Genomic DNA, 17,841 nt, shown 5'->3' with positions numbered 1-17,841 from the left:
ATTTTGCCGCGATTCAGCCCGTTTCACCCTCCGGGATGGGCAGCCTCAGCCCCGCCGCCAGGCCCGGTGCCGGGCTGGACAGCACCGGGATCCGGCCCGTGGCCAGCTCGGCCGCCCCGGCCATGGATGCCTGGGCCAGCACGATGACGTCCGCATCGGTGACGGCGCCGGCGGCCGCGGCCACCCGGGCGAGATATCCAGCCATGTCCCCCGCCTCGAACTGCTCCCAGGCCCCGGCGACCACGTGCGCACGGATCGACACGGGCCGCCCGCCCGCCTCCTCGGCCAGCAGCTCCCGGGTCGGGGCGAGCGTCGACTCCACGGCGGCCAGTACGACGATCCGCGCGCCGGTACGCACCGCCGCGGCCGCCATCGGCCGGTCCACCCGCAGTACCGGGGCGCCGAGCACCGGAGCCAGGGACTCCGCGATCGCCCCGATCGTCGAGCAGGTGACCAGCGCGGGCCCGGGCCCGGCTTCGGCGAGCAGCCCGAGCAGGTCCGGAGCCACCGACTCGGGCCCTTCCGCGCGGGCCCGGTCCAGCAGCTCCGGCGCCACCAGGTGCCGCAGGACGGCCCCCGGGTGGTGCCGGTCGCGCAGCGCGTCGAAGACCGGGACGTGCACGGGCGAGGTGTGCAGCAAGGTCAGGCCGGGGCCGCCGGCCGCCACCCCGGCCTGAGCCCCGGCCGCTGCCCCGGCCGCCGCCCCGGCCGCCGGTGCCGTCACCAGAGGTCCGAGTCTGCGGCCAGCTGCGCCTTGGCGGCCGCCACGACGTCGGTCGGCGCCTCGGGCGCCTGATCGGGGTGTTTGGCGGCCCAGCTGGCCGCGTACGGGCAGAGCGGGACCACGGGCACGCCCTCGGCGGCGGCGATCCCGTAGAAGGTCTTCACGAGCCCGCTGGCGATGCCGCGGCCCTCGTGCCCCGGCTCGACGACGGTGTGCACCGCCACCAGGGCGTGGGGGGCCTCGGCGAGCACGAAGTAGGCGATGGATCCGGCCACCGCCCCGTCCTCGACGGCGAGCAGCCGTCCGGCCTTCCGCTCGTCCCGGAACTCGATCGCCATGGTCCCCGACTCCCCTCAGACAGCCACGGCGTGGGGGCTGCGCTCCTGATCCGTACCCGGCACCGGGGCAGAGGGATCCGCGCCCAGTTCGACGATCCGATTGTCGGCGTCGACGTGCACGACGCGGGGCTTCAACACCCGGGCCTCGGCGTCCTCGACCTGCGCGTAGCTGATGAGGATGACCAGGTCCCCCGGGTGCACCAGGTGCGCGGCGGCGCCGTTGATCCCGATGACCCCGGACCCGCGCTCCCCCTCGATGACGTAGGTCTCCAGCCGCGCCCCGTTGGTGATGTCCACGATGTGGACGAGCTCCCCGGGCAGCAGATCGGCCGCGTCCAGCAGATCGGCGTCGATGGTCACGGAGCCGACGTAGTGCAGGTCGGCCTGGGTGACCGTGGCCCGGTGGATCTTGGACTTGAACATGGTCCGAAGCATGAATTAACTCCCGAAATGTCTGCTCCCTGCCTGCTTCATGCAGGTCAAGGGCGGTCTCCGGAGCCTACAACGATTCGCATGTTCGGTCAGCTGTCCCCAGGTCTTTCAGGACTCATGCTGACCTACTGCTGACTTTTCCGACGCACCGTCAGGCCGGTACGGTGGCTCTCCCGCACCCTCCGACCCGCTGCCGAACGACGACCAGTCGAGAAACTCGCGGCTGCGCGCCGAGTCCGAGATCCTCTCCTTCCTCGACGCCCTCCTCGGACGCCTGCACGAGACCTTCGCCATGGACTCCGTGGCACTCCTGGAACGCAGCAGCGTGGTCGACTCCTGGACCACGGCGGCATCCGTAGGCGCCACCCCGCCTCGCCGCCCCGAAGACGCGGACGTCGACCTGCCCATCGGCGACAATATGGCCCTGGCCCTCTCCGGCCGGGCCTGCCCTGACATGTCCTCGTCGGCACCCAGGCGGCAATCGTGCGCGCCAACCTGGACCGGGCCGACTGGCGGGATGCCGGATCGGTGGGGGCGGGGGTCGCGATCACAGCGGCCGCCGCGCTCACGGCCGGCATGCTCGGCCGGTTGACAGGGCGGCGCACGGCCGCCGCTCCGGGCCCGACCGGGGCCCGGCCCGCCATGGTCATACCCGACGGGGAACGCCTCGCCTGGCTCGCCCGCACCACGAACCACTGGCTCGACCTGACCGCCGCACTCGCCGGCCTGATCGCCGCAGCCGCCGCACTGGCAGCGGCGGTCGGCCTGACCGGCGCGCAATGGGCACACTGATCGCCCCCTTCGCGCTCGTCTCCGTCCTGACCCTGAGCCGCTCCGCCGCGCTCGAGGCGGCACGCACCATGCCGACGGCAGCGCTCGACTACGGCTCCGCGCGGCAGCGCCGTACCGCGCAATGTCGTGGTCGGATATCTGCGGCGGGTGCGCGCCGCCGCCGCGGATCCGGAACGGATCGTGATCTACTCCGGCTACGCGAAGGGCCTCGGCCACCGCCTCGGCGGGCCTGTCCGCGATCCCCGTGCCCGTGGACGTGCCACCAGGACCGCAGCTGCAAGGCTCCTTGGCGTGGCGAAATGTGAATTGCCTGTACGTGGCAGGACTGACTCGGCGTCATTCGCGAAGGAGGTTTTTCCGACAGCGAATGGCGGGCCAGAGGGTCACGGATCCCCCCTCACCACCCGACAGACAGGTGACGTACGACGACGCCAATGCCGTGCCCGCAGAGGCGTCCCTGCTCCATGGCACGCACGGGCCTAGAGGCGGCGGAGGCCGGAACTGGGAGCCATGAACAGCAAGCTGCTGAATGCAGTCGATTCCATCCACTTGCAGTGTGTGTCATGGCGGTGATCGATCAACTATGGGTCCAGATCGATCAACGGAGCTTTTCGCTCCAGTCAAGGCCACCTGGCGTACCCGAACTGACTATGCTCGCCTCGCGTGTTGCGCTGCACTCACCGCGAGTCGAACGTCGCATTGCGCGCAGACGGAGCCTGGCCGCAGAGAGGCGTGACCACCGATGCGATCTCGAACCGGCCCATCGGGCACACCCATTGGAACATCTTTGCCCGGCCGAGCGAAGTCCCGACCGTTCTTGTCGTCGCACCGCATCACGCCCAGTCCACTAACTCCAGACTGTTTAGGGACCCTTCGATGGTTCGTGCAGGTTCAACCCCTGGAGCGCTGCCACGTGCAGTGGCTCCAGCATGGCTAATCCCCCCTGGTGTCCTGGCTGGGGCCTGCGTCGTGGCGCTGATCTGTGTTTCCGCGCAGATACGCACGCCGGTTGCCTGGTGCGGCCTCGTCGCGGTCGTCCTGACGGCCATCACTTCGGCTGAGACGGCGCGCCGGACGCGCTTGGCAGAGGCGGCCCGCTACGCACGGGCGAATGCCGAGGTGCAGCGGTACTACGCGCAACGCGAGACCGTGCTGCTCGCGCGCCTGTCCGACCAGCGGGCCACCACTGTATGGCTCGCCGAAGAGCTCCTCCCCGCGGCTGTCGCCCGCCTGCAGAAGGGTGAGCCCCCTTCGGAAATCCTGCAGTCCGTCCCGTTCGGGGAACATCTCGACAGCGAGTTCGCCGAAGCCCTCCGGGCAGCTCTGCGGACGCTCCTGGAAGCCGTGGATGCCGAGGAACGCACACGGGACTCGTCGCAGCGGGCACTGGTGGCGATCGCCCGGCGGGTCCAGGCGATCGTGCATCAACTCGCCAAGGACCTGCGCGACATGCAGATCCTGCATGGTACGGATGTAGTGGTCTCCCATGGCCTGCAGGACATCGACCATCGCAATGCCCTGATCGGGCGCCTTGCGGCCAGCATCGCGGTACTGGGTGACGCCCGGCCCGGGCGTCAGTGGTCGAAAGCGATCCCTCTCTACGACATCGTGCGAGGGGCCATGTCACGCATCGTGGACTATCCCCGCGTGAAGCTGCAGTCGGTGACAGAGGTGGCTGTGATCGGCCAGGGAGCCGAGCCGCTGATCCACCTGCTCGCCGAGTTGCTCGACAACGCCACGACCTTCTCACCGCCGCACGCCCCGGTCGAGGTGACCGCGAGCGAGGTGCCCTCTGGTGTCGCGATCGAGATCGAGGACCGTGGGGTCGGGCTCACCGAAGAGGCCCGCCAGCGCATCGACCGCGTCATGGCTCAGGCATCATCCGGCATGGATCTGGCCGACCTGGGCGAGGCAACGCAGCTCGGCCTGCCCGTCGTCAGCAGGCTGGCCCGCGAGCACGGCCTCGACGTCGACTTGCGCACCTCCGCGTACGGAGGCGTGCGGGCCGTCGTGCTCGTTCCGCGGCGCCTGATCACCACAGTTCAGCAGCCTGCCTCGAAAGTCCAACAGTTCGCGCCGAGGCCCACGGGCGCACCGGCCGTGCCGAGGCCGACGAGGACGCGCGATGCCGCAGCAGATTCTGTCGAGGCCGAAAAGACGGTGAACGGACTGCCTCAACGGCGACGCGAGTCGCCCGTCCCGACACCGGTCGTCCGCACGACCCCCCATCCCCCGGCCGCTCCGGCCGCCACCCCGGGAACGGCCGACGCACCTCGGCAGCCGGGCCTGATGTGGGAGGCGTTCAGCGGCGAAAAGAGACCGAGTACGGGCCCTTCCATTCGAACCAACGAGCCATCAGACGAGGGTGAGTAACCGTGCCGCCACTGCTCAACATGGACTGGATGCTCAAGGAGCTCGCAGCCAGCGTCCCGTACGTGCGACACGTGGTCGTGTTGTCATCGGATGGCCTGTGCATCGGTCAAGCAAACACGGAGCCCGACACCGCTGACGCGATCGCCGCTGCCTGCTCGGGAATCCAAAGCCTGGCGAAGGCCATCGCACAGAAGTTCCCGCACGGAGACGGCTCGACCCACATGGTCGGAATCGAAGTCGACGGCGGGTACTTCTCCCTCATGGCGGCCGGTCCCGGGGCCTATCTCGCGGTGCTGGCCGATGCGGAGGTGGACGCGGGCTTGCTGGGCGACCGCATGCGTACGCTGGTGGTCCGGATCGGCCAACACATGACCAGCCCGCCTCGTGAGGACGTCGGGCAGGCGATGTGACGTCACAGAACCACGAAGCATGGGACGAAGGCAGTCCCGTGCCGCTTTATGTCATCTCCGGTGGCCCAGGTTCCTCCGCCAAAGCCTTCAACCTGGTCACCCTCATCTCATCGAGGTCCGCACCCGAACCTGGTATGCAGCCCGAGCAGGCGGCCATCCTCACCATGTGCCAATACCCGCTGTCGGTGGCCGAGATTTCCGCGTACCTAAGCCTGCCGTTCAGCGTCATCACGGTGCTGCTCTCCAAGCTCGTGGACAACGAGCGAGTTCAGGCTACTGCTCCCGTTCCTGTCGCGGCGGTCCCCGAACTTGGCCTTCTGGAGGCGGTGATCCATGGACTACGTAGGCTCTGACGCTCCCGCCGCCGGCCCCCGCCGCTCGGACGTGCTGCTGCCGCACGGCGCCAGGGGAGTCAAGGTCGTGATCGTCGGCGGCTTCGGGGTGGGCAAGACGACCATGGTCGGGGCGGTGAGCGAGATCCCGCCGCTGACCACCGAAGAAACCATGACTCAGGCCGGCGTCGGGATCGACCACAATCCCGGTGCGGACGGTAAGAACACCACGACCGTTGCTCTGGACTTCGGTCGCATCAGCATCAACGAGGAGCTGATCCTCTATCTCTTCGGGACGCCGGGACAGGAGCGCTTCTGGTTCCTGTGGAACGGCATCTTCGAAGGCGCGCTCGGTGCCGTGGTCCTCGTCGACACCCGGAGGATCGAAGTCTGTTTCGAGATCATCACCCGTCTGGAAGACCGCCGCGTCCCCTTCGTCGTGGCCGTCAACACCTTCCCCGAGGCGCCGCAGCACCCGGTACCAGCCCTGCGTACTGCTCTGGCGCTCAACGAATCGGTGCCCATCATCACCTGTGACGCACGCGACCGGTCGTCCAGCCGCGACGCCCTGCTCTCGCTGATGGGCTACCTGTGCACCCTCGCCGCCGCTCAGGAGACCGTATGACCGTCCCACCCGCTGACCACACCACCACGGAACCCGGGCTCACCCCGCCCCCGGGTTGTCCGGCCCACACCGCCACGGGACTCGACGCAGCGACCCCGCTCTGGGGCGCCGCTGCCGAGACCGACCCCATGGGCCTGTACGAAAAGTTGCGTGCCGCCCACGGTCCGGTGGCGCCCGTCCTGCTCGACGGGGACGTACGGGCCTGGCTCGTCCTGGGATACCCCGAGAACCGTGATGTGGCCAGCCGCTCCACCCAGTTCTCCCGCGACCCCCGCACCTGGCACGGCTGGAAGAGTGGCGAGATCGACGCCACCACCTCGCCGCTGGTGCCGATGATCGGCTGGCGACCCGACTGCGTATGTGCGGACGGCGAAGAGCACCAGCGCCTGCGCGGCGCGGTCACGGCCGGCCTCAACCAGTTCGACCAACGCGGAATCCGCCGCCACATCACCCGCTTCGCACACCAGTTGGTCGATGAGTTCTGCGAAACGGGCAACGCGGAGCTGGTCGGTCAGTTCACCGAGCACCTGCCCATGCTCGTTCTCACCCACCTGCTCGGAATGCCGGACGAGTACGGCCCCAAGCTCGTGCACGCCGCCCGGGACCTCTTCAAGGGCACCGAAACGTCGCTCGCGAGCAACGCCTATGTGCTGGAGACCCTCGAGCAGCTTGTCGTCGCCAAGCGCGCCCTGCCCGGGCAGGACATCGCATCCGTACTGATGGCCCACCCGGCCGGCCTCACGGACGAGGAGGTTCAGCACCACCTGCGCCTCATCCTGCTCGCGGGCTATGAGACGACCGCCAATCTCATGTCCAACGTGCTCCGAATGGTGGTCACCGACCCGCGGTTCCGCGGGTCGTTGGCCGGCGGCCAGATGACCTTGCCTGAAGCAGTGGAGCAAGTGCTCTGGGACGAGCCGCCGCTGATGGTGTGCCCGGGCCGCTGGGCCACCGGTGACACCTCTCTCGGAGGACAGGAGATCAAGGCGGGAGACATGCTCCTGTTGGGCCTGGCCGCCGGGAACGTCGATCAGGTGGTCCGCCCGGACCCCTCGACCCGCGTGCACCACAACCGCGCGCACCTGTCCTTCAGCGCCGGCGCCCATGAGTGCCCGGGCCAGGACATCGGCCGTGTCATCGCCGACACCGGCATCGACATCCTGCTCACCCGGCTTCCCGACATCAGCCTGGCCGTGCCCGAGGAAGAGCTCACCTGGCGCTCCTCCACCTGGTCGCGGCATCTGACGGCGCTGCCCGTGAAGTTCGCGTACCGCAGTCCGGAAGCCCATGATGTTCTGACACCGCTGCCGGCCGCGCCCCCGCCGAGCAGCGGTATTCCGGTGGCGTCCCAATGGCCGGTATCCGAGCACGAGTTGTCGCGCCCAACCGAACCCCGCACCTCGTGGCGGGCGCGGCTGAGGTGGTTTCTGCGGAGGCTGTAGGCCTCGCAGCTCGCATCAGAGCCGAGCACCAATAGCCGAGGAGGCTGCCGGACGGCGTGGTCGGCAGCCTCCTCCGAGCTGGGCGAGCACCTCGGCGCCCACGTCGCGCTCGTCGTACGGCGCCCTTCACGCGTGCGTCGACGTTGTGAGGCCTGATGACGCTGAGACATACCGCTCGCCGGTGGGCACAGCGGCGGTGGAAGTCCGTTGCTCTTGGAACGGACCGTCTGCCGGAGCGTAGCGGGGCGCCCCGGTGTACCACGCATGGAGGCCGGACAGGAAACTGCAGGCTCCCCGGAGCCACGCCTCCAGCTCGATCCGTTCGCCGTGGTTCAACCCGGCTCGCTGGACGACCGGGGGCAGTTCGCTCCGTCTGAGGTGCTCGAAGTGGCGCAGTCGGGCGGTCACCAGATCGGCGGCCGCATGCATCGCCTCCTGGACTGTGATGCGCAGGGATGTTTGGAGGACTATGACGAGGTTGTTGACGTCGTGTTCGTCATGGACTTCCCGCTGATAGGAGGCAATGTCGTTCGCCATTCCCATGTAGTCCATGAAGGCGTCGAGCAATGCGCAGAAGGCTCGGCTGTGCCGGATCTGCTCAGGGATCCGTGCGCCAGTGGAGAGTTCGACGGAGTAGGGGGCGGTATAGGCGGCAAAGCTTTCACGGCGGAACTGGGCATACTCGATGAGGTCCGGGACACGGCCGGCGCGGCTGTTGGCCAGTTCCTGAACTCCCGCGTCGATGTACCTTGCCAGGGCACGGTTGAGCCCCTGCTGCCAGTGCGCCATTCTCGGGGGGAACAGCCGTTGCTGGAGGTGGGCCATGCCCCTTTCGACGGCATTGGTCGGCTCCGGCAACCGGGCGCCCGGCTCCGGCGGCAGGAAGGCATGGAGGCGGGCCGTGAAGGCTTGTGCGCCTGTGAGGTCGCCCGTCCGTTTGAAGGCGGAGGCGAAGTAGTCGTCCCAGGCCAGAGCCCAGAGGTTGAGCCGGTGATTGAGCCGGAGGTCGGTGAGTGAGGCGTCAGGAAGAGCCCAGGCGGTCAGCTGGTCAACGGCCATGGCGTGGAACTGGGACAGGGTCCAGATCGCCCGGCGGGCCGACGGTGCTTCGTCGCTGTCCAGCATGCCCATCTCTCGCGCCCACGTCTCGGTCTCCTCGCGCAGGGCCAGCAGGTACGGATTCACCCGCACCGGGTACGGCATCCGCAGTATGGGCAGCTTGATGGCCTGCACTGTCATGAGATCCCTGCTTCCCTTTCGGCGCGCCTCGGTGTTGCGTGTCGCCCCGGCGTGCCCTGAGCAATTACAGGGTCCGGCAGAACCCGCGCGCAGTGGGCGAGGAAGTGAACGTGCTGCGCATAGGGGCATTCGTGAAGGCGCATTGCGCATCGCCGATGCCGCCTTGGTTCCCATGTACTCGCCACGTCCGCAGCAGCTCTGCGGCGTGCATGCCCATGGTCACGCGGCGGCGTCTGCGTGACCAGGAAATGCGGATGCTGCGCGAGCACGACGAGCAGACCGCCGGAGTCCCGGCACCGCAGCGATACGAACCGGTGACGCCCCGTCACGAGCTCGAGATCATCCCGTGGCGGGTCTCTGGCGCGTCCGGGTCATGCCTCTTGATCGGGGACTGGACGAGGATCGCGAACGTCAGTTCCTGAGGCATGGTTTCTCCCTCCGAGACGGCCCATAGGCTGACGATCCACTGCTGCCACGGGGACGGACGCCGAACCTTCCCACCCTTGGTGCTCCAAAACGTGCGCCCACCCCGGCCAATCCGCAACCCCGCGTAGCCGTCCTCGGCCCGTGATTAAGGCCGGTTTGCGGGGAATGAAACGATCCTTCTGGGTCAACTTGGCTCAAATTCGATCCAGAAGCTAGCCATGATCAACCAATGATCGTCAGTCTGCATGCGCGAGCGTGCGGTCCCGATATGGCTCCGCGCGATATGGGGCCCGCCGCTCGTCCGTTCGCGGTGAGCTATATCGACCCGAAGTGGCTGCGCGAGATGGGAGCAGCTCCGGGTCGACTCTGCGTTCCCATCGGACAGCAGGTCGTTTATCACGTACGCATGCGGGCAGCGCGTCAGCTTGGCACAGTCGCAGAGCTTGAAGAACCAGCCCATGCCACGGCGAGCTGGCGGGCCATGTGGGGGTATTCCGGTACGGGCTGGAGAGGCCCCGCTGTCACGCTCGTAGGTCAGCATCGGCGCAACACAGTCCGGTCTCGTGCTGAGTGATTGCTGACCTGGGACCCCGCAACACCCCTGTGACCTGCACGTATGTCCAGATACCAGCGAGGCCGAAGTTGGAGCCGACGACGGCGTAGCCGTCTGCGTGCTCGACGTAGAACAAGGGTGTGGGGCGGGCACGGCCACTACGGGCTCCGGTCGTCGTCAAGAGGAGAGAGGCCAAGCCCAGGGTGCGGCCGATGCTGAGGCGTCCGTCGCTCCTTCGCTGCAGGGTGGTGTCGAGGGGGACCATGAGGGCGCGCATCACCGCCCCTGCCCATCGGGCCGGGCCGATCTTGTTCATCAGCCGGAAAGCCGGACAGATCGCCTACGCTCCGCGAAAGGGCGCACATTCCGACAATCACTTACACGCCACTCGCAAGGGAAGACAGCGTCATTCACGCGGGGCAGTCGCCATGACGAGCCGCCTCGGCCGGGTGAAGACACCCGGCACGGCGCGTACCCGGCCGCGAGGGTCGGCCGGGCGCAGCTGGAAGAGCGTGCGGCCAGGGCTGCCAGGGCGATCGGGGCGGCGTGGGCGAGGAAGGGGGCGCCGATACATCGGTCGGGCTGTGCTTCGCCCCGACCTACGCCTCCTGGGCCGACCCCATCGAAGCCCACTTCGGGCCGCTGCGGCAGTTCACCCTCGTCAACTCCCACCATCCCAACCACACCGCCCAGACCCGGGCCCTGCACGCCTGCCTGCGCTGGCGCAACAAGAACACCCGCCACCCCGACGTCCTCGCCGCCCAACGACGCGAACGCGTCCGCATCCGCAGCGAGAAAGGAATCCGCTTCGGCGGACGGCCCCGTGCTGAGTACGGATCGTGGGATAACACAAGACGACGCATGGACACGCACGGGCCTGCGGGCTCGTCGGTTCATCGGGCAGCCACGAGCGACCGGCGGACCAAGGTCTAGGGCCAGGTGCGGGCCTACCACCAATGCACGAAGACCCTGCTGTGACCAGCAGGGCAAGAGCGAAGTCTCCGGTGCAGGGCGAGAGGCCGCCGACATTCGCCCACTGCCGTCACCGAGGTCAGCAACGGCGGGACGTGATCGGGGCCGATGCTGACCACTTGCTGACCTTGACCCGGACAGTAACGCCGTGACCTGGGGAAACGCCGAAATGCTAGGTGTTGGACTTGAACATGGTACGAAGCATGCGAATACTCCCGATGTGTCTGCTCCCTGCCTGCTTCACGCAGGTCAAGGGCGGTCTCGGCAGACTACAACGGTTCGTGTTTTCGGTCAGCTCCCCGCGGGCCTTCAGGACTCACGCTGACCCATTGCCGACTTTCCTGGTGCCCCGTCGGGCTACGGCTGGGCCACACCGAGCATCCCGCCTCCCCTGCCGCGACGAAGACCTCACAGCGAAGGTCTCGACCAGCTGAACGTCGAGCGTGACACATCATCTGCGCGGTGACGAAGTGTTCGTGGCCGAACGGCGACATCGAGGCCCCGGCCCCGACGGATCCCCCGGCCAGGCCTGATGCCGACCGCGACCACAGCAACCTGCCGCCATCCTTCGTCGGTGTGGCGGCGGCCCGGATCCCGCCCGCGCCCCCACGCGTCGCGCCACGCCCTCGCTCTGCCGAGGGTCGCCCCCGGTCGCTGCTGCTCGGCGATCGTCGCTCCCCGCTGCCGACGGCCCGTAGAGGTTAGAAAATGGAGTAGTGAGCGACCTCCTTGGACATTTCCGGCGCCGGCTGCTGGGATCGACCACGAGCTCTTCCTCTCCCCCTCGGCGTCCCCGCTCAGGACACCAGCAGGAGCATCAGGAGCACGCCCGGCCCCCCAAGGGAAGGGCGCGGCGGCCGCAGCGTCTGTCCTCCCTGCTGAGCGTGCGCAGCGTGGCCGGCGAGGTGTTCCTCCTGCAGCTGGCCGTCGTGGTGCTTCTCGTCGCCGCCGCGGTGGTGGCGCTCGTGGTGCAGGCCCGGAGCGCCGGCATGCTGGACGCCCGGCACCGTACGCTCGCCGCCGCCGGAACGTTCGCGGAATCTCCGGGAACCGTCGCGGCCCTGCGCAGCCCCCATCCGAGCGCGGTGCTACAGCCGAGCGCAGAAGCGGCCCGGAAGATCGCCGGGGTCGACGGCATCAACGTGTACACACTCGACGGGGTCACCCTCACCCACAGGGACCCGCGACAGATCGGGAGGCACGTCGTCGGCCCCTTCTCCAAGGCGGCGGCCGGCCAGTCCTTCACCGAGACGTTCGAAGGGTCCCTGGGCCAGTCCGTGGTCTCGGTGGTCCCCGTCAAGGACTCCGACGGCCGCGTCATCGCCGTCGTCTCCTCCCCGGTCACGGTCCAGAACGTCCAGAGCATGGTGAACCGGCAGCTGCCGGTCGTCCTCGGCAGCGCAGCCGCGGTGCTCGCCCTGTCCGCGGGCGGAACCGCTCTGGTGAGCCGTCGGCTGCTGCGCCGGACCCATGGCCTGGGACCGGCCGAGATGACGAGGATGTACGAGCACCACGACGCGGTGCTGCACGCGGTGCGGGAGGGCGTGCTGATCGTCGGCGGCGGCGGACAGCGGCGGCTGCTGCTGGCCAATGACGAGGCACGGCGGCTGCTGGATCTGCCGGTGGACGCGGAAGGGCTCCCCGTCACGGACCTGGGTCTGGAGGAGGGGATCGCCGAACCGATCGCATCGGGCCGTTCCGCGACCGACGAGCTGCACATGGCAGCCGACCGGCTGCTGGCGGTGAACATCCGGCCCACCGCCCCCTACGGGCAGGCCGGGACCGTCGTCACGCTGCGGGACACCACCGAGCTGCGGGCACTCTCCGGCAGGGCCGAGGTGGCCCGCGAGCGGCTGAAGTTGCTCTACGACGCGGGGGTGCAGGTCGGAACGACGCTGAACGTGGAGCGCACCGCGGAGGAACTGGCGGAGGTGGCGGTCCCGCGGTTCGCCGACGCGGTAACGGTCGACCTGCTGGACCCGGTGCTGCGCGGCGAGGAGCCGCCCGAAGCGAGCACCGAGATGCGCCGCACCGCCGTAGTCGGCCTTCAGGGCGACCACCCGCTCTCCCCCGTCGGCGAGCTGATCCGGTTCGCTCCCACCGGTCCCATGGCCGCCGGGCTGGCCGGCGGCCATGCGGTCCTGGAGGCGGACCTGCGCGCCACCCACAGCTGGCGGGCCCAGGACCAGGCCAACGCCCTGCAGATCCTGGACCGCGGCATCCACTCCCTGATCGTCGTGCCCCTGCGGGCCCGGGGCGTGGTGCTGGGGATGGCCGGCTACTGGCGCGGGCGGGACTCCCCGCCGTTCGACGAGGAAGATGTGTCCTTCGCCGAGGAGCTGACCGCCCGGGCGGCACTGTCCGTCGACAATGCCCGCCGCTACACCCGCGAGCACAACATGGCCGTCACCCTGCAGCGCAGCCTGCTGCCCCGGCGCGTACCGGAGCAGTCCGCCGTCGAGGTCGCGCACCGCTATCTGGCCGCCCAGGCCGGGGTGGGCGGTGACTGGTTCGATGTCATCCCGCTGCCCGGCGCCCGAGTGGCCCTGGTGGTCGGCGACGTCGTCGGCCACGGTCTCCACGCCGCCGCCACCATGGGCCGCCTGCGCACCGCCGTGTACAACTTCTCCACACTCGACCTGCCCCCGGACGAACTCCTGAGCCACCTGGACGAGCTGGTCACCCACATCGACACCGACGAGCAGGAGTGGCAGGGGATCACCGGTGCCACCTGCCTGTGCGCCCTCTACGATCCCGTCTCGGGGCAGGTGACCGCCGCCACCGCCGGGCATCCGGGCCCCGCTCTGGTCCGCCCCGACGGAACCGTGTCCTTCCCCGAGGTGCCGATCTCCCCGCCGCTGGGCCTGGGCGAGGGCCTGCCCATGGAGACCATGACGGTCACCCTGCCCGAAGGCTCCCGGCTGGCACTCTTCACCGACGGGCTGATCGAGAGCCGCGACCGCGATCCGGACGCGGGCCTGGCAGCGCTGCGCGCCGCCCTGGCCGGGCCCGCCCGCACCCCGGAGGAAACCTGCACCGCGGTGATCGACGCGATGCTGCCCACCAGGCCCAGCGACGACGTAGCGCTGCTGGTGGCCCGCACCCGCCGACTGGACCCCGCGCGGATCGCCGAGTGGGACGTGCCCCCCGACCCTGCGGCGGTGTCCCCGGTGCGCAACGCCTGCGCCCGCCGACTGGTGGACTGGGGCCTGGAGGACATCGCCTTCACCACGGAACTCATCCTCAGCGAGCTGATAACCAACGCCATCCGCTACGGCACCGAGCCCATCCGGGTGAGACTGCTGTACGACCGCTGCCTGGTCTGCGAGGTCTCCGACGGGTCCAGCACCTCCCCGCACCTGCGCCGGGCGGAGGCCACCGACGAGGGCGGTCGCGGCCTGTTCCTCGTCGCGCAGTTCGCCGAGCGCTGGGGCACCCGCTACACCGCCCGCGGCAAGATCATCTGGAGCGAGCAGGCCCTCCACGACGGGGCCGCACCACTCGCGATGGATCTCGGGGAGGCGCTCCTGGCCGGGTGGGACGACGAGGGGTTCTGAGGACACGCCGGTACGGCAGCCGCAGGAAGACAGCGGACACCACCGTCTGGGACTGCGCTGCCGAGGCCGCCGAACGTACGCTGACCTCGATCAGTACGCGCCGCCCGTTATGGAGCCTTTGTGCCCGCACCCCGTCTCCGGACAGCCTTCGTCGCCGCCTGCCTGGCCCTCGCGGCGGCACCCCTCGGCGCCTGCGGAGACAAGCCCACCGCCGCGCCCAGAGCACCCGCGGTGGCCACCTCCGCCGCGGATGCCGGCGGCATGGCAGCACTGACCACGGCGGCGAAGAAAGAGGGCTCGCTCAACACGATCGCGCTCCCGAGCGACTGGGCCAACTACGGCGCACTGATCGACGGCTTCCAGAAGAAGTACGGGATCAAGGTCATGGTGGAGAACCCGGAAGGCACCAGCCAGGACGAGATCAACGCCCTGAAGGAGCACAGGGGCGAAGGCCGAGCCCCCGATGTGATCGACGTGGGGGGCTCGTTCGCGCAGGCCGCGGCACGGCAGGGCCTGCTCGCTCCGTACAAGGTCGCCGCGTACGACGAGATCCCCACGGAACAGAAGGACCACCGGGCCCGCTGGTACAACAACTACGGCGGTTACATCTCGATCGGCTGTGACGCCAAGCGCGTCAAGACCTGCCCCGCGACCTTCGCCGACCTGCGCAAGCCCGAGTACCAAGGCAAGATCGCGCTCAACGGCAACCCCACCAAGTCCGGCTCCGCCTTCGCCGGGGTGTACGCGGCTGCCCTGGCGAACGGGGGTTCCTTCGACGACGTCCAGCCCGGCATCGACTTCTTCGCCGAGCTCAGCAGGAATGGCAACTTCATCCCGGTCGAATCCACCCCGGCCACGATCGCGAAGGGCCAGACCCCGATCAGCATCGACTGGGACTTCCTCAACCTCGGATACGCCGACGGATTCCGCGAGAAGGGCACGGACGTCGACTGGCGGACCGCCATCCCCTTCGACGGCAGCTTCGCCCAGTACTACGCGAACGGGGTGAACAAAGACGCCCCGCACCCCGCGGCGGCACGTCTGTGGCAGGAGTACGTCTTCAGCCCGGAGGGCCAGAACCTCCGGCTCGGCGCCTATGCACGCCCCGTCCTCATGGACGCCATGGAGAAGGACGGCACCCTCGACAAGGCCACGGCGGAGAAACTGCCGACGGTCGAGGGCACGCCGACGTTTCCGACGGAGGCACAGAGGGAGAAGGCAAGAGAGACCGTCAACCGCGGCTGGGCCGAGGCCGTCTCGGGCTGATGACCGGGGGCGGGGCCAGCAGGTCCGCGCCGTGCGCGACCGCATGGAGTCGACCGAGCTTCTCGTCGTGGCCGCGCAGATCCTTCTCCATCGGGTAAGTGCGGGCCTGGACCTCCCGGTCGGCGAAGCGGGCGGCCATCTCGTCCCCCAGCGCCACGCACGGCTGCCGACCGGCCTGGAGGCCATCGACTACGCGAGAACTGGGCCAGGAGAGCCTGGTGTCCCGCGCATCGTTCGTGCGCGGGACACCAGACCAGTGCTGTGGCCGCCAATGACGATGGGGAATCAGTCACAACCGATGGTTGGCCTTACGGGCTGCCCCTCCGCCAGCAGCCCGGCCAGCTCCGCGGCCGCCTCGTCGATCTCCCGCCCGCACGTCAGCAGTACGTCGTACGAGGCACCCCAGGGATCTGCGATCCCGTCTGCGGCCCGCTCCACCGGCGCCAGACTGCCGCGGGCGGCCGCGGCCCGGGCGATCATTTCCCGGGGCGGGACCGCCTCCCCCTGGGCCAGCCGCACGAACTCCCTGACCGTGAAACACTTGCGCAGGGCCACCGGCCACAGCCGCACGGCCGTCTCCCGGTGCTCCCGCTCAAGACCCAGTACGAGATCGGCCTCCGCGACCAGCTCCGGCCTCAATAGCCGTGACGTGAACCTCGCACTGTTCCCGCCCAGTTGTTTCAGCACGGAACCGGTCGCCGGATGCATGCCCGCGATGTGCCGGGCCCTGGTGCCGGCACTGCCCACCCGCGCTTCCGGGAGCCTGGCCGCCAGCAGCCGTTCGGCCAGGGGGGAGCGGTGCACATTGCCGGTGCAGACGAAGAGGATGGTCAGCCGAGCCGCGTCGTCGTCATCCACGGGTAGGTCTCCTCGATACCGCGGGATGCCGTCGGGGCGCGTCACTTGACCCCACCCCGCAGCAGCCTCGCCCCGCGGGGCAGCTCATCCTCGGCACATGAACGCGGCGGCGGGGTCAGTGCGGCCGACGGGTCGCCGTATCCGTATCCATATCCGTATCCCCCCTGCCTCGGCTTCGGGCTCATGCTGAAGACCGTGCCGAGGGTCCGCACCCCCACCGTACGGAGGGCTTCGGTGGCCGCCGCGACCCGGTCGCGCGGGGTCTTTCCGGCCCGTACGATCAAGAGTGCGCCGTGGGCGAGAGTGGCGAGGGCCACCGTGTCGGCCACGGGCAACAGCGGGGCAGTGTCGACGATCACGGCCTCGTAGCCGGCGGCGAGTTCTCGCAGCAACTCCGCCATCCGGTCGGAGGCGAGCAGCTCGGTGGGGTTGGGCGGGACGGGGCCGCTGGTCAGGACGGAGAGCCCGCCCGCCGTCTGCATCACATCCCCGATCCGCGCCTGGCCGATCAGCACGCTGGTGAGGCCGGCGTCCTGGACGAGCCCGAGGGTGTGGGCGACGCGGGGGCGGCGCAGATCTGCGTCGACGAGGCAGGTGGAGGTGCCGGCCTCGGTGAGCGAGAAGGCGAGGTTGACCGCGGTACTGGTCTTGCCTTCGCCGGGCAGCGAACTGGTGACGACGATGACCCGAGGCCGGTCGCCGATCTGGGCGAACTGCAGGTTCGTCCGCAGATGACGGAATGCCTCGGCCCGCGCCGAGTGCCCTGCGGCACCGGCGGCGAGCGGCTGCTGCGGGCTGTCCTTGTCGAAGGGAATCGAGCTGAGTACGGGCAGGCCGGTGAGGGCAGCCAAGGCATCCGCGGTCTTGAGGGTGACGTCGAGCGTCTCCCGGAGCAGGGCGGCCCCCGCGCCCAGCAAAAGACCGGCGATGAGGCCCACGGCAAGGTTGAGGGCAGGACGCGGGCTGACCGGGGCCGAGGGGACCGAGGCTGTCTGGGTGACGCCCAGTTTCACCGGGGAATTGGCCACCCTGTTGGGGGACGGGGCGTCGAGGGTCTCCAGGCGCTCGACGACATCGCTGAAGCGGTAGGCAACCGCATCTGCGACGGCCGCCGCGCGACGCGGCTCGGTGTCCCTGACCGTGATGTTGACCAGCACGGTGCCGATCGGCGCTTCCGCGGTGATCCGGCCGGCGAGTTCGTCCGGCGTGGTGTCGAGGCCGAGGGAGGAGACGACGTGCCGGGTGACCTGACGACTGGTCACGATCGATGCGTACGACTGGACCCGGGCCAGGGAGAAGCTGTTGCCCTGCTGGAGCTCGCTGGTTTCGCCGCCGGACCGGGCGGAGACGAACAGCTGGGCGTGCGCCTGGTAGACGGGGGTCGAGAGCGCAGTGGCCGCCCAGCCGGCAGAGACCCCGAGCAGGGTGCAGACGATCACGACGGGCCAGCTCCTGGCCAACGCTCTCAGGATGCTGCGAAGTTCCAAGATGTGCACCTCATC

Annotated in this window: 16 protein-coding genes and 2 pseudogenes; 10 read left to right on the top strand and 8 right to left on the bottom strand. The window is 69.3% G+C overall.

Annotation, left to right across the window (positions count from 1 at the left end):
* Positions 1-13 precede the first annotated feature (13 nt).
* The 3 genes from ACZ45T_RS19865 to panD are packed head-to-tail and all read right to left on the bottom strand — an operon-like array spanning position 14 to position 1,497.
* Positions 14-667: an aspartate/glutamate racemase family protein gene (locus ACZ45T_RS19865; RefSeq protein ID WP_468443100.1), complete on the bottom strand. Its 654-nt coding sequence runs from the start codon at positions 665-667 to the stop codon at positions 14-16.
* A 53-nt stretch (positions 668-720) separates the two neighbouring features.
* A complete protein-coding gene (locus ACZ45T_RS19860) occupies positions 721-1,062 on the bottom strand; it encodes a GNAT family N-acetyltransferase (RefSeq protein WP_468442972.1) in 342 nt (113 codons plus the stop codon).
* 15 nt (positions 1,063-1,077) lie between these two features.
* Positions 1,078-1,497 carry an aspartate 1-decarboxylase gene (gene panD / locus ACZ45T_RS19855; RefSeq protein WP_030301145.1) on the bottom strand — a complete coding sequence of 140 codons (420 nt, stop codon included), beginning with the start codon at positions 1,495-1,497 and terminating at the stop codon, positions 1,078-1,080.
* A gap of 214 nt (positions 1,498-1,711) precedes the next feature.
* Between panD and ACZ45T_RS19850 the strand changes: the two are divergent.
* The 7 genes and pseudogenes from ACZ45T_RS19850 to ACZ45T_RS19820 form a co-directional block, all read left to right on the top strand.
* A pseudogene (locus ACZ45T_RS19850) lies at positions 1,712-1,945 on the top strand (hypothetical protein); the annotation flags it as partial.
* Positions 1,946-1,977: 32 nt separating this feature from the next.
* Entirely contained in the window at positions 1,978-2,286 is a 309-nt protein-coding gene (locus tag ACZ45T_RS19845) for a hypothetical protein (protein ID WP_468442970.1), read from the top strand.
* 969 nt (positions 2,287-3,255) lie between these two features.
* The gene (locus tag ACZ45T_RS19840) at positions 3,256-4,659 is read left to right on the top strand and encodes an ATP-binding protein (protein WP_468442968.1); all 1,404 of its coding nucleotides are present in this window, start codon (positions 3,256-3,258) and stop codon (positions 4,657-4,659) included.
* 20 nt (positions 4,660-4,679) lie between these two features.
* Positions 4,680-5,069, top strand: a complete 390-nt coding sequence (locus tag ACZ45T_RS19835) for a roadblock/LC7 domain-containing protein (protein WP_053788756.1) — start codon at positions 4,680-4,682, stop codon at positions 5,067-5,069.
* Positions 5,066-5,422, top strand: a complete 357-nt coding sequence (locus ACZ45T_RS19830; protein ID WP_468442966.1) for a DUF742 domain-containing protein — start codon at positions 5,066-5,068, stop codon at positions 5,420-5,422. Before ACZ45T_RS19835 ends, ACZ45T_RS19830 begins: the two co-directional genes overlap by 4 nt.
* Positions 5,403-6,026 (top strand): GTP-binding protein, encoded by a 624-nt coding sequence (locus ACZ45T_RS19825; protein WP_468442964.1) that lies wholly within the window; start codon positions 5,403-5,405, stop codon positions 6,024-6,026. Before ACZ45T_RS19830 ends, ACZ45T_RS19825 begins: the two co-directional genes overlap by 20 nt.
* Positions 6,023-7,468, top strand: a complete 1,446-nt coding sequence (locus ACZ45T_RS19820; RefSeq protein WP_468442962.1) for a cytochrome P450 — start codon at positions 6,023-6,025, stop codon at positions 7,466-7,468. Before ACZ45T_RS19825 ends, ACZ45T_RS19820 begins: the two co-directional genes overlap by 4 nt.
* A 126-nt stretch (positions 7,469-7,594) precedes the next feature.
* On the opposite strand, the gene ACZ45T_RS19815 is transcribed toward ACZ45T_RS19820, so the two are convergent.
* Complete coding sequence (locus tag ACZ45T_RS19815) at positions 7,595-8,707, bottom strand: terpene synthase family protein (protein WP_468442960.1); 1,113 nt, start codon at positions 8,705-8,707, stop codon at positions 7,595-7,597.
* A 947-nt stretch (positions 8,708-9,654) separates the two neighbouring features.
* Positions 9,655-9,951, bottom strand: a complete 297-nt coding sequence (locus ACZ45T_RS19810; RefSeq protein ID WP_468443098.1) for a nitroreductase/quinone reductase family protein — start codon at positions 9,949-9,951, stop codon at positions 9,655-9,657.
* Between the two features lie 299 nt (positions 9,952-10,250).
* Between ACZ45T_RS19810 and ACZ45T_RS19805 the strand changes: the two are divergent.
* From ACZ45T_RS19805 to ACZ45T_RS19795, 3 genes and pseudogenes are all read left to right on the top strand, one after another.
* Positions 10,251-10,505, top strand: a pseudogene (locus ACZ45T_RS19805) (IS630 family transposase); the annotation flags it as partial.
* Between the two features lie 1,037 nt (positions 10,506-11,542).
* Complete coding sequence (locus ACZ45T_RS19800) at positions 11,543-14,215, top strand: SpoIIE family protein phosphatase (protein ID WP_468442958.1); 2,673 nt, start codon at positions 11,543-11,545, stop codon at positions 14,213-14,215.
* A 120-nt stretch (positions 14,216-14,335) separates the two neighbouring features.
* Entirely contained in the window at positions 14,336-15,481 is a 1,146-nt protein-coding gene (locus ACZ45T_RS19795; RefSeq protein ID WP_468442956.1) for an ABC transporter substrate-binding protein, read from the top strand.
* Here ACZ45T_RS19795 and ACZ45T_RS19790 read toward each other — a convergent pair.
* The 3 genes from ACZ45T_RS19790 to ACZ45T_RS19780 form a co-directional block, all read right to left on the bottom strand.
* Positions 15,447-15,572 carry a DUF2785 domain-containing protein gene (locus tag ACZ45T_RS19790; RefSeq protein WP_468443096.1) on the bottom strand — a complete coding sequence of 42 codons (126 nt, stop codon included), beginning with the start codon at positions 15,570-15,572 and terminating at the stop codon, positions 15,447-15,449. The genes ACZ45T_RS19795 and ACZ45T_RS19790 overlap by 35 nt on opposite strands.
* A gap of 194 nt (positions 15,573-15,766) precedes the next feature.
* Entirely contained in the window at positions 15,767-16,339 is a 573-nt protein-coding gene (locus tag ACZ45T_RS19785) for an arsenate reductase/protein-tyrosine-phosphatase family protein (RefSeq protein WP_468442954.1), read from the bottom strand.
* A gap of 41 nt (positions 16,340-16,380) precedes the next feature.
* Positions 16,381-17,826: a tyrosine-protein kinase domain-containing protein gene (locus tag ACZ45T_RS19780; RefSeq protein ID WP_468442952.1), complete on the bottom strand. Its 1,446-nt coding sequence runs from the start codon at positions 17,824-17,826 to the stop codon at positions 16,381-16,383.
* Positions 17,827-17,841 lie beyond the last annotated feature (15 nt).

It is taken from the genome of Streptomyces sp. NPDC030995 (assembly GCF_055571215.1).
The sequence above is the reverse complement of the archived record's forward strand: the minus strand, read 5'-3'. Positions and strand labels throughout refer to the sequence as shown.